Source organism: Aequorivita viscosa, from assembly GCF_900106795.1.
In the GTDB taxonomy this organism is placed as follows: domain Bacteria; phylum Bacteroidota; class Bacteroidia; order Flavobacteriales; family Flavobacteriaceae; genus Aequorivita; species Aequorivita viscosa.
The window spans coordinates 1-22,329 of sequence record NZ_FNNS01000017.1 but is presented as its reverse complement, the minus strand read 5'-3'; the positions used below and the strand labels follow the sequence as shown (position 1 = coordinate 22,329).

The window sequence follows — 22,329 nt, the reverse complement described above, 5'->3', positions numbered from 1 at the left end:
AGGGAAATATAAAACTTTAACTTAATTTTTTAGAGGATAATTAAACTATTCTGGATGATTTATTGAAGACCTATATTTTCAGAAAATTTTTAAAACTTTCTTCCTCCTCGTCCGCTTCTGCCAAATTGTTGTCTGGGTTGTCCCATCTTTTTCATTTGCTGCTTCATCATCTTGATTTGATCGTCAAGCATATTGTGCTTGTCAAGATTTTTTGCCTCCAAAAGAAGTGCTTCAGCTTCGCGTTTGCGGTTTTTTGTCATTGCAATACCTGCCAAATTTAATTTTGTCATAGCCATATCAGCATCCATGTTAAGTCCAAGTTTTTCAGCTTTTTTGAAATACTTCTCGGCTTCGTTCATGTTTGTTTGAGAGACCATAAGTCCGTTAAGGTAATTATAGTAACCTTCTTGTTTAGGCACTAAAGATGCAGAAGGATTCTTGATTTTGTCAAGCCATTTTTTTGCACCAGGAAAATCTTGTTTTCGTAGTCTGAGGAAAGCTAAAAGAATAATCTCGTTCTTAAAATAAAGGAAAATAAAAACTAACGAGAGAAGAATGAGCATAATGCCATTACCTATGTAGCTTTCTGTAAACTGCCACACTGCTGTTCCTAACACAAGGGCAGCCAATACTAATTTGATATTTTTATTGAACATTCTTAAATTTTAAAATGGCTTGCAAAGGTATAAAAACTTACTGCTATCTGAATAAAATTTACTTTCTTCGCGTTTAATTCTTTTAATAGGCTTTTCTCGTTGGTATTTCTAACCAAAATGGATTGGTTAGACAACAGCAGAAAAGAAAGTTTAAGGAATTTTTTTAAAAACGTTTGCCAAAGTGAAAACTTGTTGTATTTTTGCACCCGCCTACGCAGAGAAACGCCTTGGCAAACAAATAAAATTTTTGGGCATCGCCTAAAGTATTTTTTAAAAATAGGTTATTACAGAAGTTAAAGCACAAAATAATGAGCAAGAGGACATTTCAGCCATCAAAAAGAAAAAGAAGAAACAAACACGGTTTCAGGGAGCGTATGGCTTCCGTGAACGGTAGAAAAGTGTTGGCGGCTCGCAGAGCGAAAGGAAGAAAGAAATTATCTGTGTCTTCTGAAGCCCGTCATAAAAAGTAATGTTGATAAAATGTATATAAAAGGTGTTGTTTACTAAAGCAACACCTTTTTTTTATACCCTAATGTGCCGTATTTTTGCAAACTCGGAAAAACACCAAAACTTATGCCTAAAAATTCTTCCATAAAATCTGTATTAATTATTGGTTCTGGTCCAATTGTAATTGGCCAAGCTTGTGAATTTGATTACTCCGGCTCCCAAGCATTGCGTTCATTACGCGAAGATGGAATCGAAACAATTTTAATTAACAGCAATCCAGCAACTATTATGACGGACCCTTCAATGGCCGATCATATATATTTGTTGCCGTTAACGACTAAGTCGCTTATAAAAATTTTAAAAGAACATCCCCAAATCGATGCCGTACTGCCAACCATGGGTGGGCAAACAGCACTTAACCTTTGTATCGAAGCCGATGAAAAGGGAATTTGGAAAGACTTTGATGTAAAGTTGATAGGTGTTGACATCAACGCAATCAATATTACTGAAGATAGAGAGGAATTTCGCGAGTTGATGGAGAAAATTGGAGTTCCAATGGCACCACAGGAAACTGCAAACTCCTACCTGCAAGGAAAGGAAATTGCTCAGAAATTTGGCTTTCCATTGGTAATTAGGGCTTCGTATACCTTGGGTGGAGCAGGAGCTTCTATAGTGTATAAAGAAGAAGATTTTGACGAACTATTATCACACGGATTAGAGATTTCTCCAATTCACGAAGTGATGATAGACAAAGCAATGATGGGTTGGAAAGAATATGAGCTGGAATTGTTGCGCGATAATAACGATAATGTTGTTATTATCTGTACAATCGAAAATATGGATCCTATGGGAATCCATACTGGAGATTCTATTACTGTGGCGCCAGCAATGACCTTAAGCGATAGAACTTTTCAGAAAATGCGCGATATGGCTATTCATATGATGCGTAGTATTGGTGACTTTGCAGGTGGATGTAACGTTCAATTTGCAGTTAGCCCTGATGATGAAGAGGAAATAATAGCTATTGAAATTAACCCACGTGTTTCAAGATCGTCGGCTTTAGCTTCAAAAGCAACTGGATACCCTATTGCTAAAATAGCGACTAAACTAGCTATTGGTTATAGACTCGATGAATTGAGTAACCAAATTACAAAATCGACTTCAGCTTTATTTGAGCCTGCTTTAGATTATGTTATCGTGAAAATCCCTCGTTGGAATTTCGATAAGTTTGAAGGGTCAGACCGAACTTTAGGATTACAGATGAAATCTGTTGGAGAGGTAATGGGAATAGGTCGTTCGTTCCAAGAGGCTTTGCACAAAGCAACGCAATCTCTAGAGATTAAGCGAAATGGAATTGGTGCCGATGGTAAAAGTTACACCAATTACGAGCAGATTCTTGACAAGCTTAAAAACGCTAGTTGGGATCGTGTTTTTGTTATTTACGACGCTATTCAAATTGGAATTCCTTTGAGTAGAATTCAGGAAATAACAAAAATTGATATATGGTTCCTACGTCAATATGAGGAATTGTATTTGTTGGAAAAAGAAATTTCAAAATATACCTTAGATACCCTTCCAAGGGAATTATTACTCGAAAGTAAGCAGAAAGGTTATGGCGACCGTCAGATTGCACATATGTTGAAGTGTTTGGAAAGTCAAGTTTACAAAAAACGTGAGGAACTAAATATTCAACGTGTGTATAAACTAGTTGATACCTGTGCAGCTGAATTTAAGGCCGAGACACCTTACTACTATTCTACCTTCGAAAATGAAATGCAGCTTGCCGACGGAAAACTACATTCTGAAAATGACAGTGTCGTTTCAGACAAGAAAAAAATCGTTGTTTTAGGTTCAGGCCCAAACCGAATTGGGCAAGGAATCGAGTTTGATTATTGTTGCGTTCACGGTGTGTTGGCAGCATCGGAATGTGGATACGAGACAATTATGATTAATTGTAACCCTGAAACTGTTTCTACAGATTTTGATGTTGCAGATAAACTGTATTTCGAACCAGTTTTTTGGGAACATATCTACGACATAATCCGTCACGAAAAACCTGAAGGTGTAATCGTTCAATTAGGTGGGCAAACAGCATTAAAATTGGCTGAAAAGCTTGATAGATACGGAATAAATATTATTGGAACGACTTATGAATCTTTAGATTTAGCTGAAGATCGTGGTAGTTTCTCAAAATTATTAAAAGAGAATAATATTCCGTACCCAAAATTTGGTGTTGCCGAAACAACCGATGAAGCTTTAGCACTTGCCGACGAACTGGATTTTCCGCTTCTAATTCGTCCTTCTTACGTTTTGGGAGGTCAAGGAATGAAAATCGTTATCAACAAACAAGAATTAGAAGAACACGTAGTTGACTTACTTCGGAAAATACCGAATAATAAGTTATTGTTAGATCATTATTTAGACGGCGCGATTGAAGCTGAAGCCGATGCAATCTGTGATGGAGAGAATGTTTATATCATTGGAATCATGGAGCATATTGAACCTTGTGGAATCCATTCAGGAGATTCAAACGCAACCCTTCCACCTTTTAATATTGGTGAATTTGTATTGCAGCAGATAAAAGATCACACAGAAAAAATAGCTAAATCGTTGAATACCGTTGGTTTAATAAACGTTCAGTTCGCAATAAAAGATGACATTGTTTATATAATTGAAGCCAATCCAAGAGCTTCTAGAACGGTTCCATTTATTTCGAAAGCTTACGGTGAGCCTTATGTTAATTATGCCACTAAAATAATGTTAGGACATAGTAAGGTAACAGATTTCAATTTTAACCCTCAATTAGAAGGATTTGCAATCAAACAACCCGTATTTAGTTTTAACAAGTTTCCAAATGTAAACAAGCAATTGGGCCCTGAAATGAAGAGTACTGGCGAGAGTATTCTATTTATAGATAGTTTAAAGGACGATGCGTTTTACGATTTATATGCGCGAAGAAAGATGTATTTGAGCAAGTAAATTACTTGTTAAATACGCTAGTTTCTTATAAATTTTTAGATTAAAAGGAAAGCTTGGTTATTCAGGCTTTCCTTTTTTTAACTTCCACATTTCCATTTATTAATCAAATAGAAGTTTTCTAGGATCAAGAACAATTGTTGTGTTTATGCAAAAATTGTAGTTTGCTTAAATAGAAAGAACTATACGTTTTTAGCTCCGCTCAACTATGCGGGTTCGACTGCGCTACCCTAATACACGTAAGTATGAAAACAGTGTGTTTTATGGCAATTTATGTTCCTGGTTTACATTAGCAAAGCGTATTCTAAAAAAACTCTTCTTTTACGCAATATAAAAGGAAGGTATATATTTGTAATACGTTTAATATACGCTATAAACACGCTATAAACACGCTATAAACACGCTATATAGTGGCTATAAAGATACTGTAACCACACTTTAATTAAAGGGATGCTCGATTTCTGGAATTGTTATTAGCTTGCTATTTGAAAATTGCGAAGGTTCATGAATAAATCTAGAAATGATTATTTGCTAATCAAGACTAGGCAAGTATTAGGAAAGATTGTGTTGAGTTGAAATGAACACTTTTTAATTATACTTAAAGTGATATTAACTATTAGGATAGAAATATTTCTGAAAGTAAGCGTGTAGTTAATGGGATAAAGAAAGCAATATTACCGATTAAAGTGCGGAGAGTTTTCCAATTCAACATCGGTAATAAAGTAGTTTGTTTCCCCCCAAATAGCAAAACTAGCAAAGCGTTCGATGTAAGTAACTTTTACGTAATTACCTTGATATTCTTTTAGTTTTGCGATAACGTCTTCATCTTTATCGAGGACGGAAAAGGAGAAAATTTGTGCGCCGCTTATACCTTGACTTATTTCGCCTTCCCAAGTTTTAATTACAACCCCTCGATAGCTAAACTTAATTAATTCGCCAGCGCGTGTTCCTTTACTGTAGGGTACATAGTATAGAAATGCAATATAAAGTGCAAAAATTGCTATGAGACTTCCAAGGGTAATAAAAACAGCTTTTTTCATACCCTAAAGTTAGCGAATTTATTTCAGGTGTTTATAAGAAATTGTATCCAGCAATTATAGCAAATGAATTATATGCGGAATTAAAATTGTCATAATTTAAAAGCTGTCTTGGGCTGTGGTATCTGGCTTCTAGGCTGTATTTATTTTTAAATCTAAAACCCACACCAAATGCGAGTGCAGCATCGGCGCTAATATTTAAATCATAACGAGAAGAAATTGATGAATTCATATTAGAATCTAGTGTTGAAACATCCATAATAACGGCGGCATCAACAAAAATAGCGGCATTTTGGTTTAAAAACATATAATGACGACCACCCATTGGTAACTCAATTGAATTGTATTCAACACTAACTAAGGTGTATTTTTGCGTAGTCACCCATTCCTTATATAAAACATTCTTTTCTGTTTTATAGTTGCGGTAAGTAGGCTCAATAAAAATAGACCATTTGCCGTTGTTAAATGGCAAAATATATTCCGCTTCAAGACCGATTCTGATACCTGTATTGGTGTCAAAATTCACTTCATCATCACCATATCTTTGGAGGGAAAATGATGAAAAGGTGACTCCTGGACGAATACTTAAATTAAATTTACCTTTCTGCTTATTTTTGTTGAAAACAACAACTTCTGAATTTTCACAGGTATTGTATTTGGTGATTATATTCACCAAGGATTTCGTTTTGTATTGAAGAGCTTCAAAATTCTTCTCGCTCAGGTTATTGCAGGTTAAAGCTAAGGCAAGTTGCTGTTTATAGCGTTCGTTTTTTCCAATTTGTGTAGGTGTGGCTAAAAATCTTTTATTTATTAGTTGTTCTATGGTTCCATTTTCTAAACTGTAGAAGTAACGGGACACACCTTCTACTTGAGTATAATAGAGTGATGCTTTCCCTTCTACTAAAGTTTTCAGAAAGAGGGTTTGTTCTTTCATTATAGGCGTACGAACGTCGCTTAGATTGTTTACATTGTCACTAGATTGATCGACTTGAACAGTGGCTTTTACGTATTTAAAGGATTCAGCAGATCCAAATGCAGATACTTCATTTGTATGACCAAGCTTTAATACACCGTTTTCTTCAAGTTTGTAGATAAATGTAGTGGGCCTTCCTTTCCAATCTTCATTTTTAATAAGACAATTTATTTTGGTGCCGTCGGTTTGAATAATATAACCAGGCTCAAAATTAGTTTGAGAAATAGCGCTTATTGTTGATAGTATGATGGTTGCGAACAGTAGTTTTAGTTTCATTGAGATTTTGTGTGCTAAAAATTTTGGGAGTTCAAAGTATGAATTTATTTTTTCGTGATTTAGCTTTTGTCGGGGTTATTTTCGTCACTATTTTTTAGGAGTTTTTGATTGATATTTTTACTTGTGATAGCTCCCAGTTTTTTGAGTTTTTCGACTCTTCGTACAAGATTCCCTTTGCCTTCGAGCTTTACCAAGGCATTGTCAAAAGAACCTTGAACAGTGCCTAGCTGTCTTTTTATTTTGTTCAATTCATCTAATAATCCAACGAACGAATCATACAATCTACCTGCTTCTGTTGCAATTTCCAACGTATTTCTCTTTTGATTGTCGTTTTCCCAAAGATTTTCTACTAGGCGGAGTGCAGCGAGAAGGGTGGAAGGAGTTACGATCATCACTTTTCTTTTGAAAGCTTCTTGATACAGATTTTTATGATGTGCCACAGCAATTGCAAAGGCTGGTTCTATGGGGACGAACATAAAAATAGTATCTGGGCTTTCACTAATGGCGTGATAATATTTTTTTTCGCTGAGGGAAAGAATATGTCTTTTTATAGAATCTATATGTTTTTTTAAATATAGATTTTTTAGGTTTTCGTCGTCTTCGGATACATATCGTTCAAAGTCGGTTAATGAAACTTTACTGTCTATAATCATCTTTTTGCCGTCTGGTAGATGAATGATTACATCTGTTTGCAACCTACCACCATTGGGGTTTTCGTGGCTGTCTTGGACGGTGTATTCACGACCTTTTTCCAAACCAGATTCCTCCAAGACTCGTGAGAGGATCATTTCGCCCCAATTGCCTTGAATTTTTGAATCGCCTTTTAATGCTTTTGTGAGGTTGTCGGCTTCTTGGCTTATCTTGATATTTTGCTCATTTAAAAACTGAAGTTGCTTACCGAGTTCGGCGTGGGTTCGTACAAAGTCGATATTATTTTTGCCAACTTTCTCCTCAAACTCTTTTATCTTTTGGTTTAATGGTTTTAAAATCCCTTCAATATTTTCTTTGTTGGATTCTGTAAACTTCGCGGTTTTATCAACCAAAATCTTATCCGCTAAGACGGAAAACTTATCTTCAAAATCCTTTTCAAAATTCTTGAAACGTTTCTTTTCTTTTTCAAGTTCAGCATAGAGCGCATCATATTCTGCACTTTGTCTTGAAAGCTGAATGCTTAATTGTTCTTTATCGGCTCGAAGGTTTTCAGCTTGTTTTTTTAGTGTTTCTAAGCCTTCATTTAGCTTCCCTTCTTGAAAATTCAAGTTACTTATGCGTTCCTCTAATTTTCCTGTTTCTGATTTATTTTTCAATCGTGCGAAATAATGCCCCAAGAAAAACCCAATTGCCAAACAGCAGATTGAAACAGTCAGAATAAGAAATGTTTGATCCATTATATGAGTGTTTTAAAAGTAAATATACCTTATTTTCTAATGGTGAACCGACCGTTTGTAGGGTCAAAAGCGATTGTTTCTTTAGGGAAAAGAGAATCAAATTTTCCAGCTTCAATGAGTTTACAAGGCGTATTGAAAAATGTTTGATTTTTAGACATCACAATCATACTGTCGGCTAGTTGAATTGCTAGATCAATTTCGTGAGTAGAGAAAAGAATCGTTTTGTTAGTTTCTGAAGCTAGATTTTTCAGAAGTTTTAAAACGTAGGCGCGATGGTATAAATCCAAATGTGTTGTAGGTTCGTCCAGTACTATTATTGGCGTATCTTGGGCTAATGCTCGTGCAATTGAAACACGTTGCATTTGCCCGTCGCTTAACTCGTAGCATTTTCTTTCGGCAAGCGCAGTGGTTTCTGTTGCTTCTAATGCAAATTGAATTGCCTTTTTGTCGTTTTCAGACAATGACCCAATCCAGTTGGTGTAAGGTTGTCTTCCTAAGGAAATTAATTCCCGTACCGAAAGGTTTTTTGTTGCCGGAGGTTCAGTTAACACAACGCTCAAAAGGGTTGCCAATTGAAATGCAGAATAACTATTTAGAGGTTTGCCGTTAATGGAAATCGAGCCGCTTATCGGTTTTTGCATTCCCGTTAAAGTGCGTAATAAGGTGGATTTTCCAATTCCGTTTGCACCAACAAGGCTTACGAGTTCTCCTTCGGCAAGAACAAAATTAATTTCGTCTGCAACCGTAGAATTTCCGTTTTTAGCAGAATAGCCAACGGCTAAATTGCGAACTTCTATAATAGTATTACTTTCCGTTTTATCCATTAGAAGAACAATTTTCGTTTACGAACTAAAAGCCAAATAACAACTGGAGCACCGACTAGCGACGTTATTGCGTTTATAGGTAACGTAAAAGCACTGAAAGGCAATTGTGCTATCGTGTCACAGATTAGCATCAATAAACTACCGCAGACTAAAACAGCTGGAAGTAATACAAGATGGTTTGCTGTTTTAAAAAATTGTCGAACTAAATGCGGAACTGCCAGTCCTACAAAGGCAATTGGGCCTACGAAGGCTGTTATTCCACCTGCAAGAATACTCGTGGCGAGAATGATGATAAATGTGGTTCTTTTTATGTGAAGTCCCATACTCTTTGCGTAATTTTCACCTAATAACAGTGAATTTAATGATTTGCTGCTAAACAAACTCAGTAGTAATCCGGTAAGAAAACAAAGACTTAAAATTGAAACCCCTTGCCAAGATTGGTTTCCCAAACTTCCAAAGGACCAAAAAATATATTGTTGTAATTGTTCCGCATCGCTGAAATAGGAGAGGACAGACACGACTGCGGTAGTAACGCTCCCGAACATCAAGCCTATAATAAGAATTGCCATTGTGTCCTTAATTTTGAAAGTCACAGCAAGTACAGCAAGTAGTACAAGAAAACTGCCGATGCCCGCGGCAATTACTAAGCTCCATTGACTTAAAAGCAAAGTTCCAAAATATCCTCCAAAGGCACCTGCGCCCAAAATGAGAATAGCAACGCCCAAACTAGCGCCACTGCTTAGTCCTAAAACAAAAGGACCTGCCAATGGATTTCTAAAAAGTGTTTGCATCAACAATCCTGAAATAGCCAAACCTCCGCCAGCAAGCATTGCCGTGATAGCTTTTGGAAGTCGGTAGTCTATTAAAATGTAGCGCCAAGTTTCTTTACTGGCTCCGTTTCCTATAAAAACTGATACTATTTCGTCCATAGGAATAGAAACAGAACCGATGCTCAGATTAATGAAAAATGCAGCGACAAGTCCCAAAATTAGAATCAAAAAGTGAAGGCGGTATGTCTGCGCTGTTTGCATTATTGAAGTTTACTGAAAAAGTAAAGTGTGTGTTCAGGAAGTAATTCTGGATGCAAGATTTTTATTAGGTCTTGTAACACTAAATCGGGTCTGTTTGGCGCTAGTTCAAAATAAATAGATCCGCCTTTTTTACCTTTTTTCAAATTGTAAGTATATACCTCTTTGTTTTTAAAAGCATTAAATTGGGTGTAGGCTTGACTTGCGTTTTGTAAATCTTCAAAACGGGTAAATTGTGCTGGGCCAATCCAAATATCGGCACCGTGGCCTTTTTCTAGAACAGATTCTAAACTTAAAGACAAACTTCCAGTTCCTTTTGAATCACTCCAAAGGTAATTGCCATTTGCATCTTCAATAAATTGAGCTCCCCAACTTTCACCTTGAGGCATATACCAAATATCTTTAAACATAGCGCCGCTGATTACAGTAGGTCTTTCGTTGGCAGTGGATGCAATTTCTTTTGCCGATAGATAAGCGGTTTCAATAGAATTGAAAATGCTGTCGGCTTGCTTTTCTTTGTTGAATAATGCACCAAAAAACTTAATCCATTCTGCTTTTCCTAGTGGGGAAGTTTCTGTCCAATCTGAATTATATAGCACAGGAATCCCAGCATTTTGAAGGATTGAAAAGGTTGAGTTTTTTCCGTCCACCGCAAAACCAACAACAGCGTCGGGAGCTAAATCTAACAATATTTCGGTGTTAAGGTCTTCGTTTTTACCTACTTCCATAATTTTTCCATCTGAGATTTGAGCTCTTGTTTTTTCGGAAGAAATATAGTTGAGGTTTGGAAAACCTATCAAAGCGCCAATTTCGTCAAGAGATTCTAATGAGGGAATATGTGTGGTGGAAGTAACGACAATTCTTTTCACGGGAACTTCAACTACTGCGTCATAATTTTCAGCATTAGGAAGGGTAGCGCCTTTTTCAACCAATGCGTATTTAAAGGTTAAATTCGATCCTGGCCAAGGGTTTTTTAATGTGATAGCTTTGTAATCTTCAAAAGCAGTAATCTCGAAACCTTCAGCGTATTTAATGGCTACTTCGTTCGTAGAAGTAATAACCGTTTCAGAACTTTTCTTTGGTTCGTTTTTACAAGAAATGAATAATACAATAATGAAAAAATGAAGGGCAATGTTTTTGAATTTTAGCATTGTTACAAGTATAACGTAAACTCTTTTTTGACAATAAATAATCTGCAAAGGTATCATAAACCTAGTTAATGATTGCCTGAGAATTTTAACTCACATATTTTAAAAACTTTTTGAATTATAATTAACGGCAAGAAGTGAATTGTTTACACAAGATGGTTTTTTAATTGAAACGGTTATCGTACGAAAGTTTGTGCAAGAACATTTTTCAATTCAATATTACCAAGTATCTTTGCCCAGATTTTGGTGAGCATTTATCGGTATCAAAGAAAATGTTCTTAAAAGGGAAATAGGTGAAAGATGAACTCCAATAGTTCTAAAATATTAAATCCTATGCTGTTCCCGCAACTGTAAGTCGGCTCAAGTTTTGCTTGGGTGTGCATACTTCAAAAACCACTGTTCCTGGTATTGGAATGGGAAGGTCGCACAATAGATAAGCCAGGAGACCTGCCAAGATTATAACATAAAATTATCAAACTTTCGGGATAAAGGTTGAATTATGAATCGACGCGGTTTACATATTCTGTTATTTACTTTTTTGTGCCAAGCAGTAGCTTTCGGGCAGTTGGATTCTATTCAAGAATTGCCAAAAGTTGTTCTTGCAGACAGGCAGCTCACGTTATTTTCCAAAGGTTTCAAGCTAGAAAGGCTAGCAGACTCTGTTGTTAAACGAAATCCTGTGTCACTAACCGATGTGCTGCGGCATAATTCTTCAATTTATTTTAAGGAAAACGGAAGCGGAATGGTTTCCTCGCCATCTTTTCGTGGTACAAATGCTGCGCAAACTGCGGTGATTTGGAACGGAATAAACATCAATTCAATTTTTACAGGTCAGACAGATTTCAATACTATATCTCCTTTTAATTATGACGAAATATCTATCCGAAGCGGTGGCGGTGGTGTACAATTTGGTAGTGGTGCCGTGGGTGGAAGTGTTCATGTAAATAATAACTTTTCATTTGACGAAGCAGATCGCACAGAGATTGGCATGCGCTATGGCAGTTTTTCTACTTTGGGCGGAAACGCATCGACCACAAAAACTTGGGGAGACCACTATTTGAATGTGGGAGTGGACTTTATAAGTTCCGACAACGATTACGATTACGTAGGCAAAAACAAAAAAAACTTACACGGCGAATATTTGCGGTTCACGGCTAACCTAAATCAAGCGCGCAGATTGAATCGGGGCGTGGTTAGTTTGAATTCTGAATATTCGTATAACGATCGGAATTTCTCGGGAAGTTTAAACACCATTGGTCGCGATGGTTATAAGGATGTAAATACTCGAAATCTTTTACAACTGCGTCAAAAATATGGGCGATTTAATACCACAGCGAGAGTGGCGCATCTTTTTGAACAGTTCAGATATTATCCAGATTCGGAAGGGATAGTGTTTTCTGAAGGTCGGGCAAATACTCTTATCGGCGGTATAGAATCTGAAACGATGCTGGGAAAAGCGATCAAAATATTGGCAAAGGTGGAATATACACTTATCGATGCCCAAGGCGATAATACAGGAAATAACGAAAGGCGAACTTTTTCGGCCGTAATGTTAATGAATCACAAACTGTCGAAAAACTTTAATTACGGGATAAATCTTCGGAAGGATTTTTCAAATGATTTTGAGAATCCATTTCTGTTTTCAGCAGATGCAAAATGGACATTATCTCAAAGCTATGCGCTTCGGCTAAATGGTTCAAAAAATTATCGAGTGCCTACATTTAATGATTTGTATTGGTATGCTGGTGGAAATTATAAATTAAAGCCTGAAACTTCGTATCAAGTAGAGTTAGGACAGGAATTCCATTTTGGCAATTTCATTGTTGATTTGGCGGCCTTTTATATTTCGTCTGAAGACTTAATAAAATGGGTGCCTGGCAATGGTTCGCTCTGGAGGCCTTCTAATATTTCAAAAGCTCAAAACTTTGGTGTGGAGGCAAAGACTAACTATGGAATTCGTTTTAATAAACATCAAAAATTAGATATTCAATTGCTTTATTCCTATACGAATGCCGAAGACAAAGAGAAACAAAAGCAACTTATCTATGTACCTTTTCATAACGCCAATTTTTTATTGAATTACGGATTTAAAAACCTGAGCGCTTATTTTCAAGGAATGTTCACAGGGAAGGCTTTTTCCACCACCGATAATAGTGATTTCGTTGAAGCCTCTACAATTTTCAATCTTGGAGTTGACTACAGCTTTTCAACTATTCCAAATATTTCAATCGGCGGGCGTATTAAAAATATTTTCAATACCTATTATGAAAACGTGGCATATCGCCCAATGCCTTCAAGAAATTTTCAAATCTTTTTAAACTTTAATATTTAAACAAATAAAATCTATGAAAAACTATTTATTGTCTTTCGCTTTCTTAACGCTTCTATTTGCTTCTTGTAGTAGTGATGACGACAACCAACCAGCACCAATCCCAGCCGATTATGAAAAAGGAATTTTAATAACCAATGAAGGGCCATTCAATAATGGTAGTGGAACAATCTCTTATATTTCAAATGATTTTGCAACTGTAGAACATAAAATTTTTAACAAAGTAAATGGATCAGATCTTGGAAATGTGGTTCAGTCTATGGGTTTTACTGATAATGACGCCTATGTTGTTGTAAGTAATTCACAAAAAATAGTGGTAGCAGACAGGTATACTTTTGAAATGAAAGATACGATTGTAACAGGTTTGCAAAACCCTCGATACTTTGCTTCAAATGGTGAAGTTAATGGATATGTTACAGATTGGGGTGATCCATTTGACGAAACAGATGATTATGTTGCGGTAATCGATTTGAGAACCAAAGCGATAAGCTCGGTAATTTCAGTTCCTTTTGGACCAGAGAAAATATTAAATCACGATGGGAAAATATATGTTGCGCATCAAGGTGGTTATGGACACAATAATCTTATCTCGGTGATTTCTGGAAATGCTGTTGAAAGTACTATTAATGTTGGTGATACACCTAACGCTATGGTTGTTTCTGGAAGTTATTTATATGTAATGGGAGGCGGCAAGCCAGACTATTCAGGAAACGAAACTCCAGGAACCATTACAAAAGTTGACTTAGCTACAAATCAAGTGGTTGAAACGTACACATTTAATAATACTACAGATCATCCTTCTGGACTAACTGCAGATGGTTCACAGCTTTACTACAGCCTAAACGGCAAAGTTTACAGACTAAGTACAAACTCCTTAAGCTTGCCAGGAACTCCAATTATCGACGGATTCTTTTACGCAATGCAAGCTAAAAATGGAATGCTCTACGCAACCGATGCTGGAGATTACGCAAGTCAAGGAAGTCTGTATGTCTATGATTTATCTACAAATCAACAAGTTCAAGATTTTCAAGTAGGTATTATTCCTGGAGGAATTTATTTCAATGAATAAGAAAAGTTAACGTTCTAAATTGATTGTTTAAAGCGTTGTTTTAACGAAAGTTAAATCCGCGGTTCAGATTAAATGAATCGCGGATTTTTTTATAGGTTATAAGTGAAGTGATAGTCGTTAAAAGCTGATTATTAGTGAAATAATAAGCTGAAGAGAATACATAATGTAGAATTCAATTTGAGTTTTATTCCTGTTCTACAATCATAACACCATCAACGGGAGATGTAATCTGGCTATTCGACACTTCTTTAAGTTGAAGTAAATTTTTATGAGAATGACGTGGTAAGCCCAATATGTCATTTAGAGCAGCAGACAATAATGGTTCTTCAATATCACCTAATTGCCCAAGGTTGAAAAAGTCTTCTTTTAAAGTAATTTCTGGAAATAAACCATCTACAAAATCAGTATGACCTACTTTATTTGCTGTTTTAAAAACCAAGGGCAACATTGCGTATGTGTGTGCAGGTGAGGCTTGATCTCTACTAAAGGCAGGGGCTGGGGCGTCGTACATTAAAAACGAAGCCTGAAACTTACCAGTAGTTGTATCGCCCACTTGAACAGTATTTATATAAGGGTCAAGTCCGTTAATTACCAATTCGCTAGCAGAGGCAGAACTTGAAGTTGTTAAAATATATACACGGTTTAGGTTGAGACTGTTTATTGCTGAATTATTACTAATAGAATTGTCGAATAATCCATCGCGCGCGCGCTCTTCTTGTCGGTCGGCATTCCAAAATTCCTTATAAAAAACCTCTCCTTTAAATTGTCCAGTAATCATACTTGCCAAATCTGTAGCAGTTTCAACAGCCCCACCGCCATTGTATCGCAGGTCGAGAACTAAATCGGTTATACCATCCGCTTTAAATTGGGCAAAAGCGTTATTTAGTTCTATATCATATCTTTTAACGAAGGAATTATACATTAAATACCCTATTTTTTGACCATTAATTTCTAAGGTTCTAGAAATATACACGGGATTTTCGTCATATTGAGTTTTATTGAGTAGTGCTGAGCTACCGGTCAATTCAAAACTCTCTCCGTTAAAAGTAGCAAGTTCAATTGTGTAACTGTCTCTACTAAGTAAGTCGTTATAATTATTTTCTGTTATCTGAACGCCATCTACCGAGGTAAAAAGATCACCGCGTTGTAATCCATTGGCTGCTGCGTCTGTATTTGGAAGTACATAGCGTACGTAGCCAAAAACATTTCCGCTATTGTCTGGATAGTATACTAAACCAAACTCCATTCCATTGCTTAAGGAAACTCCCGCCAAAGCATTCTCAATAACTGTATAATCAGGAAATAGGCGGCTAAAACGATCTTGAGGCGATTTTAAGTAATCGAATAGTGATTCGGGGCTGTCGTAACCATTCAGAAAATTTTTTAATTGTTCGTCATCTGCAAAGGCATCGTTTGCAAGTTCTGGAGTGTCGGCTTTGTATAAATAATAATAATTAAGCCCGCGATAAATAAAATCTTGAATTTCAGAAGAAGAAGCAGCTCGAATATTGTCGTCCATATCTTCAAAACAAGAAGTAAATAAACAAGGAATAGCAAGTAATACAATTAGAATCTTTATTTTCATCTTTAAATATATTATAGAAGTAAAAATAGGATTTTTGATTGAAATTGAGAGGAATGAAGAGGAATGATTTATTTTCGGTTGTCGATTGTCGGTCAAGGATTAATGAATTGATGACAGGTTTTTGATAACAAATAACCAAAATCGATTAATGATTGTTGATTTAATAACGCCTGTCCGAATGAGCTTTTTCAGCGAAGGCGGAAATAACAAATAAATCCCATTGTAACAAAACAACTTTCCATTCGTCATTATAATAGAACCAGGGAGAAACAACCAAATCAACATGGACAAAAAGGAGTTTACCGAAATAGTAATGCCGCTTAAAGATAGGTTGTATAGATTGGCGAAACGAATCCTGGTTTCAGCAGATGAAGCGGAGGATGCGGTTCAAGAGATTATTTTTAAACTTTGGAAGGGAAGACAAAATTTAGAAAAATATAGAAGTACTGAGGCTTTTGCAATAACAATGACAAAGAATTATTGTTTGGATCGGCTAAAATCAAAACAGGCTTCAAATTTAAAAATTGTTCATTCCAATTATCCAACATCTCAGAATATTGAAAGAGAAGTTGAAGCGAATGAAGGGGTTGCTTTGGTTTTTAAAATAATGGAAACCTTACCCGAACAACAGAAAATAGTCCTTCAGTTGCGCGACGTAGAACAACTTGAATTTTCCGAAATAGCAATAATATTGGATAGTAACGAAACAGCAATCCGAGTGGCACTTTCCCGAGCCAGAAAGACAATTCGAGAAACAATGATAAAAAAGTACGATTATGGAATTAGATAAAATTAATAAACTATTGGAAGCCTATTTTGATGGCAGCACAAGTCTTGAAGATGAGGCGATTTTGATGGATTATTTCAACAATCACACGGTTGCAGATCATTTATTGCAGTACAAGCCTATTTTCGTAGGATTGTCGGCGGCACAGAATGAAAGCTCTAATAGAAACTTTAAGATAGCAGAACCTACAGCAAAATTCATCAAACCTTGGTGGTATGCAGTGGCTGGAATGACTGTATTAGCAGTTGGAATTGGAAGTTTATTCTTATCGCAACCACAATTAAGTCAGGAAGAAAAAGAAACATTAATCGCTTTTGAAAAAAGTAAAAAAGCGCTGATGATGCTTTCTGAAAATTTAAATAAAGGAACGCAACAGCTTTCGTTTGTAAATCAATTTTCTGAAACAAAAGAAATGTTTTGGAAGGAAACGTCGGAATAGAAATTATAAATACAGAAACATAAAAAATTTAAAAAATAACAGTAAACTAAATATTATAAAATGAAAAAAATAGCAATAATTCTAGCACTGGTCTTAGCACCAATAGTTTCTTGGAGTCAGAATGCTTTCGATTCTTTTGAAAATGAAAAAGACGTAACCTCGGCGCTGTTTACGAAGAATATGTTCAAGCTGTTGAGCAAGTTGGACCTTAATTCATCCGATCCAGAAGCGCAAGCATATTTGAACTTGGTGAATAACTTAGAAAACATTAAGGTTTTTGCAACTGAAAACCCTGTGGTTGGGAAAAAAATGGATGCAGCCGTTGCCAAATATATTTCGACTTCTAAAGGTTTAGGAGAGTTGATGAGCGTAAAGGATGATGGTCAAATTATAAAATTTTACAGCAAAGAAGGTAAGAATGAAAACTTTGTAAGTGAACTTTTAATGCACCTAAACGGAATAGTTGATGGGAAGTCCACGACAGTTATTATGAGCATTACCGGGAACATAGATTTGAAACAGATATCTAAATTAACATCAGATTTAAAAGTTCCCGGAAGCGAGCAATTAAAAAATCTTGAAAACAATAAAGGGAAGTAATTATGGCATTTACCAGATATTTTATGGTCTTGATAATGGCCGCAGTAACCTTTGTTTCTTGTAGTGATAAGTCACTTCAGAAATATTTGGTCGAAAAACAAGACGATTCTAAATTTGTAAAAGTAGACCTCGCAACAAGTTTATTGCAAGGGAAAAACAGCAACTTTAGTGATGAGGAGAAAGAGATTCTCAAAACCATCAAAAAGGTGAATGTAGTTGCTTACCCAATTGCAAATGGGGATACAACAAATTATAAAGTTGAAAAAATGGAGTTAGAATCTATTTTAGATCAACCTCAGTATAAAGATTTGACGCGAATAAAAAGCAATGATTGGAATGCTCAATTGAAATATACAGGTGAAGAAGATGCCATAAATGAGGTAATTGTTTATGCAAGTGACAACGAACGCGGATTCGCAGTGTTTAGATTATTGGGTGAAAATATGCGTCCTGATCAAATGTTAAAACTTATGAACTCTGCCGAGCGTGGTGATTTTGATTTGTCAGCTTTGAGTGTTCTTGGTGATTTATTTGAAAAGTGAATTTAGGTGATAAATTGATGGAAGAAACTATTAGACCTGACAGGTTTCAAAAACCTGTCAGGTCTTGTGATTAATCATTAAAAATAGATTGGTGTATTCGTGGCAATCTATTTAAGACCACATTATATAATTCTTAAATTCCCGTGTAGTTGGCAGGAGTAATATTTCGCATTTCTTGTTTTACACTTTCAGGAACTTCTAGAGTCTCAATGAAATGCGCCATTGAAGCTTGATTTATATTCTCATTAGTCCTGGTTAACCCTTTTAACGCTTCATACGGATTTGGATATCCTTCACGACGCAAAATAGTTTGGATTGCTTCTGCAACTACAGCCCAATTATTTTCAAGGTCTTCTGCAAATTTCGGTTCGTTGAGTAAAAGTTTGTTCAGACCTTTTAGCGTTGCCTGAAAAGCAATAACTGTGTGGCCAATTGGGACTCCAATATTTCTTAACACCGTGCTATCGGTAAGGTCACGCTGCAATCGGCTTATAGGAAGTTTAGCGGAAAGATGTTCAAACAGCGCATTGGCAATACCTAGATTTCCTTCGCTATTTTCAAAATCGATCGGGTTTACTTTGTGCGGCATAGCACTCGAACCAATTTCACCTTCTTTAATTTTTTGTTTGAAATAATCCATAGACACATACGTCCATATGTCTCTATCAAGGTCAATTATTATTGTATTGATTCTTTTTAAAGCATCAAAAAGGGCCGCAATATGGTCGTAATGTTCAATTTGAGTAGTTGGGAAAGAATGGTGTAAACCTAAAGTTCCTTCAACAAAATTTTTCCCGAAAGCTCTCCAGTCTATATTTGGATAAGCAACTTTATGTGCGTTGAAATTTCCTGTTGCGCCACCAAATTTAGCGGCACTTTTAATATCGTTAAGCAAATCAAACTGTTCTTCAATTCGAACCACAAAAACTGCTATTTCCTTTCCCAAACGAGTTGGAGATGCTGGCTGACCGTGTGTTCTAGCTAGCATAGATACACCTGCCCAGCCTTCAGAAAGCTCTTGTAGCTTGGCCTTAAGTTCCATCAAAAGCGGTACATACACATTGTTTATCGCATCTTTCAAAGATAACGGAACTGCTGTGTTGTTGATATCTTGAGAGGTTAATCCGAAGTGGATAAACTCTTTGTATTTCTGAATGTTTAATTCGTCAAACTTATCTTTAATAAAATATTCAACGGCTTTAACATCGTGGTTGGTCACCTTTTCGGTTTCTTTTATTTTCACAGCATCCTGAATGGAAAAATTGAGGTACAAATCTCTCAATTCAGAAAAAAGATTTCTATCAAAATCGCTTAATTGTGGTAAATCTAATTCTACCAGAGCAATAAAATACTCAATCTCTACCTGTACGCGGTAACGAATGAGGGCTTCTTCAGAAAAATATGGAATAAGGCTTGATGTTCGCGACGCGTATCTCCCGTCGATGGGTGAAATGGCCTGTAAAGCGTTGGTGTACATGGTTCAAGTTTTAAAAATGCAAAGATACGTAACTCAACTAAGTTATGCGGATAGTGTTTAACTATAAAAAAAACTCTCGATTTTAAAGCATAAAATTCGAGAGTGGGGAGGATATAGAATTGGGGGTAATTAATCGTAATATTTCTTTCTTTTTTTTCGTCTGTTCATTGCAAAGGAAATAATTGTGATTGCAAGTATAATAAAAAAAACAATTTGAAATGTAGGCATACTGCCGTAACCTAATCCAATAAAACCTAGGACACCGGTTACAATTGTGAGGATTCCAAGAAATGGTACTAGATACATTTTGTTAGGTTTTTTAGAAAAACAACTTTCTGTTTTTATGGCTTTTTAAATATAAGTAATCTTTTTAACATAAATTAAACAAAATTAAAACTTTTTTAAAATTAATATTAAACGTTATAAGTGTGTTGTTTTTCAGTTTCTTATAGCGATTCTTTCATAATTTCTTGAACTATGCCAGGATCTAGAAGGGTTGATGTATCACCAAGATTGGAAGTGTCTTTTTCGGCAATTTTTCGAAGAATACGCCTCATTATTTTCCCGCTTCTTGTTTTTGGTAATCCAGATGTGAATTGAATTTTATCCAGTTTTGCAATTGGGCCAATATGCTCTGTAATTATTTGATTAATTTCTTTGCGTAAATTATCGTGAACCCTGCTTTCTCCTGTTTCCTTCAGAATAATAAAGCCATAGAGTGCATTTCCTTTTACTTCGTGAGGGAAACCAACAATTGCACTCTCTGCCACCGCTGGATGTTCGTTTACCGCATCTTCAATTGGGGCGGTTCCTAAATTATGACCAGAGACAATAATTACGTCATCAACACGACCCGTAATTCGGTAATATCCTGTGCTGTCCCGCAAAGCTCCATCGCCCGAGAAGTAATAGCCTTCAAAAGTTGAAAAATACGTGTCTTTATAGCGCTGATGGTTTCCCCAAATAGTTCGTGCCATCCCTGGCCAAGGGAATTTTATACACAATCGTCCATCAACTAAGTTGCCTTTCAATTCGTTACCGTTTTCATCCATAAGAGCAGGCTGAACGCCTGGCAAGGGAAGTGTGGCGTATGTTGGTATAGTTGGGGTTGAATAGGGAATTGGCGAAATTAAAATACCGCCAGTTTCTGTTTGCCACCACGTATCAACTATTGGGCATTTTTTCTTTCCTATATTGTCATTATACCAATGCCAAGCTTCTTCATTTATAGGTTCTCCAACGGTTCCTAGAATTTTTAATGAAGAAAGATCGTGGCTCTCGGAAAACTGCAAACCTTCTTTCGCCAAAGCTCGAATAGCTGTAGGTGCGGTATAAAACTGGTTCACTTTATGTTTTTCGACTACTTCCCAAAACCGTCCATAATCTGGGTAGGAGGGAACGCCTTCAAAAAGCACTGTTGTAGCGCCATTTATCAACGGTCCGTATACAATATAACTGTGGCCTGTAATCCAGCCAATGTCGGCAGTACACCAAAACACGTCATTATCGCGATATTGAAAAACATTTTTAAAAGTATGCGCCGTAAATACCATATAGCCCGCAATAGTATGCACCATTCCCTTAGGTTTTCCTGTAGATCCTGAAGTGTAAAGTATAAATAATGGGTCTTCGGCATCCATTATTTCGGGTTCGCATTCGTTGCTTGCTTGATCGAGTAACGGTTGAAGCCATTTGTCACGGGATTCCTTCATATTGATTTCAGAATTTATCCGTTTTGCCACTAAAACTGTTTCCACTCCTGGACAGCTTTCTAAAGCTTCGTCCACGATTCCTTTTAAATCAATCGTTTTATTGCCTCTAAAAGAACCATCACTTGTTATCACAATTTTGCAGTCTGAGTCGTTGATTCGGGATGAAAGTGCAGTAGCTGAAAATCCTGCAAATACTACCGAATGAATGGCACCAATGCGCGCACAGGCCAATAGAGAAACAGGTAAATCGGGAATCATGGGCAAATAAATACAAACACGATCGCCTTTTTTAACGCCGTTATTCAGCAAAACGTTGGCGAACCTGCAAACCCTATCGTGCAATTCTGTGTAACTAATGTGTTCAGCCATTTCGGAAGGGTCGTTAGGCTCAAAAACAATAGCTGTTTTTCTGCCGTTTGCATATAAATGTCTATCGATGCAATTTTCAGTTATATTAAGTTTAGCTCCTTTAAACCAAGATATTTCAGGACGCTTAAAGTCATATTCCAACACTTTATCCCAACGCTTTTGCCAAACAAAATTCTCTTCGGCTATTTCTTCCCAAAAACTTTCGGGATCGCGTACAGATTTTCGATATACTTGAAAATATTCTTCTAAATTCTTGATGTGGTAGTTGCTCATTTTGATACGTTTAATGTGGAAACTATAGAAAAAGCCTTCACCTAAAAAAAGACTTTGGCTAAATGATTTTTGGAAATATATTCAAAATAAGTCAATTTCTGGTGAAGGAACCTACACAAATATACAATGTATTACCCGTTGTGCATTATGATTTAAAAGAAAAAAGTTGTCCATATTACTGATAATCAGTATCTTGTTTTAGCTATAAAACATTATATATGAACAACTTAAGTGCAAATTACGAAAGAATATTGGAAGTTTTAAGAAAAATATCAAAAGATCAACTTTTACCCTATCAAAGGCGTGAACCAAAGCTCTGTGACTTGGAACTGATAAGTTTGAGTTTAACGGCTGAGTTTATGGGCATAGATAGTGAAAACGATCTTTTCAGAAA

Annotated in this window: 19 protein-coding genes, 1 pseudogene and 1 riboswitch; of the genes and pseudogenes, 9 read left to right on the top strand and 11 right to left on the bottom strand. The window is 36.2% G+C overall.

The genetic code is table 11. From position 1 onward, the window contains the following. Positions 1-89 precede the first annotated feature (89 nt). Positions 90-656: a tetratricopeptide repeat protein gene (locus BLW28_RS10480; RefSeq protein ID WP_073219133.1), complete on the bottom strand. Its 567-nt coding sequence runs from the start codon at positions 654-656 to the stop codon at positions 90-92. Between the two features lie 308 nt (positions 657-964). Here BLW28_RS10480 and rpmH point away from each other — a divergent pair, with 308 nt between their 5' ends. Further along, positions 965-1,126 (top strand): 50S ribosomal protein L34, encoded by a 162-nt coding sequence (rpmH, locus tag BLW28_RS10470; protein WP_073219126.1) that lies wholly within the window; start codon positions 965-967, stop codon positions 1,124-1,126. A gap of 103 nt (positions 1,127-1,229) precedes the next feature. Continuing rightward, on the top strand, positions 1,230-4,082 hold the full coding sequence (gene carB / locus BLW28_RS10465; RefSeq protein WP_073219123.1) for a carbamoyl-phosphate synthase large subunit: 2,853 nt from the start codon (positions 1,230-1,232) through the stop codon (positions 4,080-4,082). A 671-nt stretch (positions 4,083-4,753) separates the two neighbouring features. Here the strand turns inward: carB and BLW28_RS10460 are convergent. The 6 genes from BLW28_RS10460 to BLW28_RS10435 are packed head-to-tail and all read right to left on the bottom strand — an operon-like array spanning position 4,754 to position 10,756. Next, a complete protein-coding gene (locus BLW28_RS10460; RefSeq protein WP_073219120.1) occupies positions 4,754-5,119 on the bottom strand; it encodes a 6-phosphogluconate dehydrogenase in 366 nt (121 codons plus the stop codon). 31 nt (positions 5,120-5,150) lie between these two features. Further along, on the bottom strand, positions 5,151-6,365 hold the full coding sequence (locus tag BLW28_RS10455) for a porin family protein (RefSeq protein ID WP_073219117.1): 1,215 nt from the start codon (positions 6,363-6,365) through the stop codon (positions 5,151-5,153). Positions 6,366-6,424: 59 nt separating this feature from the next. Then, complete coding sequence (gene rmuC, locus BLW28_RS10450) at positions 6,425-7,753, bottom strand: DNA recombination protein RmuC (protein ID WP_073219114.1); 1,329 nt, start codon at positions 7,751-7,753, stop codon at positions 6,425-6,427. A 29-nt stretch (positions 7,754-7,782) separates the two neighbouring features. Then, positions 7,783-8,577: an ABC transporter ATP-binding protein gene (locus tag BLW28_RS10445; protein ID WP_073219110.1), complete on the bottom strand. Its 795-nt coding sequence runs from the start codon at positions 8,575-8,577 to the stop codon at positions 7,783-7,785. Then, positions 8,577-9,608 (bottom strand): iron ABC transporter permease, encoded by a 1,032-nt coding sequence (locus tag BLW28_RS10440; protein ID WP_073219107.1) that lies wholly within the window; start codon positions 9,606-9,608, stop codon positions 8,577-8,579. The genes BLW28_RS10445 and BLW28_RS10440 overlap by 1 nt, the downstream gene beginning before the upstream one ends. Then, positions 9,608-10,756, bottom strand: a complete 1,149-nt coding sequence (locus tag BLW28_RS10435) for an ABC transporter substrate-binding protein (RefSeq protein WP_073219104.1) — start codon at positions 10,754-10,756, stop codon at positions 9,608-9,610. The genes BLW28_RS10440 and BLW28_RS10435 overlap by 1 nt, the downstream gene beginning before the upstream one ends. 224 nt (positions 10,757-10,980) lie before the next feature. After that, positions 10,981-11,222: riboswitch (cobalamin riboswitch) on the top strand. 30 nt (positions 11,223-11,252) lie between these two features. On the opposite strand from BLW28_RS10435, the gene BLW28_RS10430 reads away from it, so the two are divergent. Both BLW28_RS10430 and BLW28_RS10425 read left to right on the top strand, forming a co-directional pair. Continuing rightward, positions 11,253-13,085 (top strand): TonB-dependent receptor, encoded by a 1,833-nt coding sequence (locus BLW28_RS10430; protein ID WP_073219101.1) that lies wholly within the window; start codon positions 11,253-11,255, stop codon positions 13,083-13,085. A gap of 13 nt (positions 13,086-13,098) precedes the next feature. Further along, positions 13,099-14,151 (top strand): DUF5074 domain-containing protein, encoded by a 1,053-nt coding sequence (locus BLW28_RS10425; RefSeq protein ID WP_073219098.1) that lies wholly within the window; start codon positions 13,099-13,101, stop codon positions 14,149-14,151. 184 nt (positions 14,152-14,335) lie between these two features. On the opposite strand, the gene BLW28_RS10420 is transcribed toward BLW28_RS10425, so the two are convergent. Continuing rightward, entirely contained in the window at positions 14,336-15,736 is a 1,401-nt protein-coding gene (locus tag BLW28_RS10420; protein WP_073219095.1) for a S41 family peptidase, read from the bottom strand. Between the two features lie 283 nt (positions 15,737-16,019). Between BLW28_RS10420 and BLW28_RS10415 the strand changes: the two genes are divergently transcribed. Genes BLW28_RS10415 through BLW28_RS10400 form a run of 4 tightly spaced genes read left to right on the top strand, consistent with a single transcriptional unit; the run spans position 16,020 to position 18,104 of the window. Next, on the top strand, positions 16,020-16,526 hold the full coding sequence (locus BLW28_RS10415; protein ID WP_073219092.1) for an RNA polymerase sigma factor: 507 nt from the start codon (positions 16,020-16,022) through the stop codon (positions 16,524-16,526). Next, positions 16,513-16,962 (top strand): hypothetical protein, encoded by a 450-nt coding sequence (locus BLW28_RS10410; RefSeq protein WP_073219089.1) that lies wholly within the window; start codon positions 16,513-16,515, stop codon positions 16,960-16,962. Before BLW28_RS10415 ends, BLW28_RS10410 begins: the two co-directional genes overlap by 14 nt. Before the next feature lie 60 nt (positions 16,963-17,022). Continuing rightward, positions 17,023-17,562, top strand: a complete 540-nt coding sequence (locus tag BLW28_RS10405) for a DUF4252 domain-containing protein (RefSeq protein WP_073219087.1) — start codon at positions 17,023-17,025, stop codon at positions 17,560-17,562. Between the two features lie 2 nt (positions 17,563-17,564). After that, positions 17,565-18,104, top strand: a complete 540-nt coding sequence (locus BLW28_RS10400) for a DUF4252 domain-containing protein (protein ID WP_073219085.1) — start codon at positions 17,565-17,567, stop codon at positions 18,102-18,104. Between the two features lie 133 nt (positions 18,105-18,237). Here the strand turns inward: BLW28_RS10400 and purB are convergent, their stop codons facing one another. The 3 genes from purB to acs all read right to left on the bottom strand — a co-directional run bounded on the left by purB (position 18,238) and on the right by acs (position 21,935). After that, on the bottom strand, positions 18,238-19,581 hold the full coding sequence (gene purB / locus BLW28_RS10395) for an adenylosuccinate lyase (protein ID WP_073219082.1): 1,344 nt from the start codon (positions 19,579-19,581) through the stop codon (positions 18,238-18,240). A 129-nt stretch (positions 19,582-19,710) separates the two neighbouring features. Next, on the bottom strand, positions 19,711-19,887 hold the full coding sequence (locus BLW28_RS15625) for a DUF1328 domain-containing protein (RefSeq protein WP_143036865.1): 177 nt from the start codon (positions 19,885-19,887) through the stop codon (positions 19,711-19,713). Positions 19,888-20,027: 140 nt separating this feature from the next. After that, positions 20,028-21,935, bottom strand: a complete 1,908-nt coding sequence (acs, locus tag BLW28_RS10390; RefSeq protein WP_073219079.1) for an acetate--CoA ligase — start codon at positions 21,933-21,935, stop codon at positions 20,028-20,030. A gap of 218 nt (positions 21,936-22,153) precedes the next feature. Here acs and BLW28_RS16190 point away from each other — a divergent pair. Continuing rightward, positions 22,154-22,329, top strand: a pseudogene (locus BLW28_RS16190) (IS982 family transposase); the annotation flags it as partial.

Coding starts and splice junctions, on each gene's coding strand:
- BLW28_RS10480 (WP_073219133.1), bottom strand. CDS start 656: ATGTTCAATAAAAATATCAAATTAGTATTGGCTGCCCTTGTGTTAGGA.
- rpmH (WP_073219126.1), top strand. CDS start 965: ATGAGCAAGAGGACATTTCAGCCATCAAAAAGAAAAAGAAGAAACAAA.
- carB (WP_073219123.1), top strand. CDS start 1,230: ATGCCTAAAAATTCTTCCATAAAATCTGTATTAATTATTGGTTCTGGT.
- BLW28_RS10460 (WP_073219120.1), bottom strand. CDS start 5,119: ATGAAAAAAGCTGTTTTTATTACCCTTGGAAGTCTCATAGCAATTTTT.
- BLW28_RS10455 (WP_073219117.1), bottom strand. CDS start 6,365: ATGAAACTAAAACTACTGTTCGCAACCATCATACTATCAACAATAAGC.
- rmuC (WP_073219114.1), bottom strand. CDS start 7,753: ATGGATCAAACATTTCTTATTCTGACTGTTTCAATCTGCTGTTTGGCA.
- BLW28_RS10445 (WP_073219110.1), bottom strand. CDS start 8,577: ATGGATAAAACGGAAAGTAATACTATTATAGAAGTTCGCAATTTAGCC.
- BLW28_RS10440 (WP_073219107.1), bottom strand. CDS start 9,608: ATGCAAACAGCGCAGACATACCGCCTTCACTTTTTGATTCTAATTTTG.
- BLW28_RS10435 (WP_073219104.1), bottom strand. CDS start 10,756: ATGCTAAAATTCAAAAACATTGCCCTTCATTTTTTCATTATTGTATTA.
- BLW28_RS10430 (WP_073219101.1), top strand. CDS start 11,253: ATGAATCGACGCGGTTTACATATTCTGTTATTTACTTTTTTGTGCCAA.
- BLW28_RS10425 (WP_073219098.1), top strand. CDS start 13,099: ATGAAAAACTATTTATTGTCTTTCGCTTTCTTAACGCTTCTATTTGCT.
- BLW28_RS10420 (WP_073219095.1), bottom strand. CDS start 15,736: ATGAAAATAAAGATTCTAATTGTATTACTTGCTATTCCTTGTTTATTT.
- BLW28_RS10415 (WP_073219092.1), top strand. CDS start 16,020: ATGGACAAAAAGGAGTTTACCGAAATAGTAATGCCGCTTAAAGATAGG.
- BLW28_RS10410 (WP_073219089.1), top strand. CDS start 16,513: ATGGAATTAGATAAAATTAATAAACTATTGGAAGCCTATTTTGATGGC.
- BLW28_RS10405 (WP_073219087.1), top strand. CDS start 17,023: ATGAAAAAAATAGCAATAATTCTAGCACTGGTCTTAGCACCAATAGTT.
- BLW28_RS10400 (WP_073219085.1), top strand. CDS start 17,565: ATGGCATTTACCAGATATTTTATGGTCTTGATAATGGCCGCAGTAACC.
- purB (WP_073219082.1), bottom strand. CDS start 19,581: ATGTACACCAACGCTTTACAGGCCATTTCACCCATCGACGGGAGATAC.
- BLW28_RS15625 (WP_143036865.1), bottom strand. CDS start 19,887: ATGTATCTAGTACCATTTCTTGGAATCCTCACAATTGTAACCGGTGTC.
- acs (WP_073219079.1), bottom strand. CDS start 21,935: ATGAGCAACTACCACATCAAGAATTTAGAAGAATATTTTCAAGTATAT.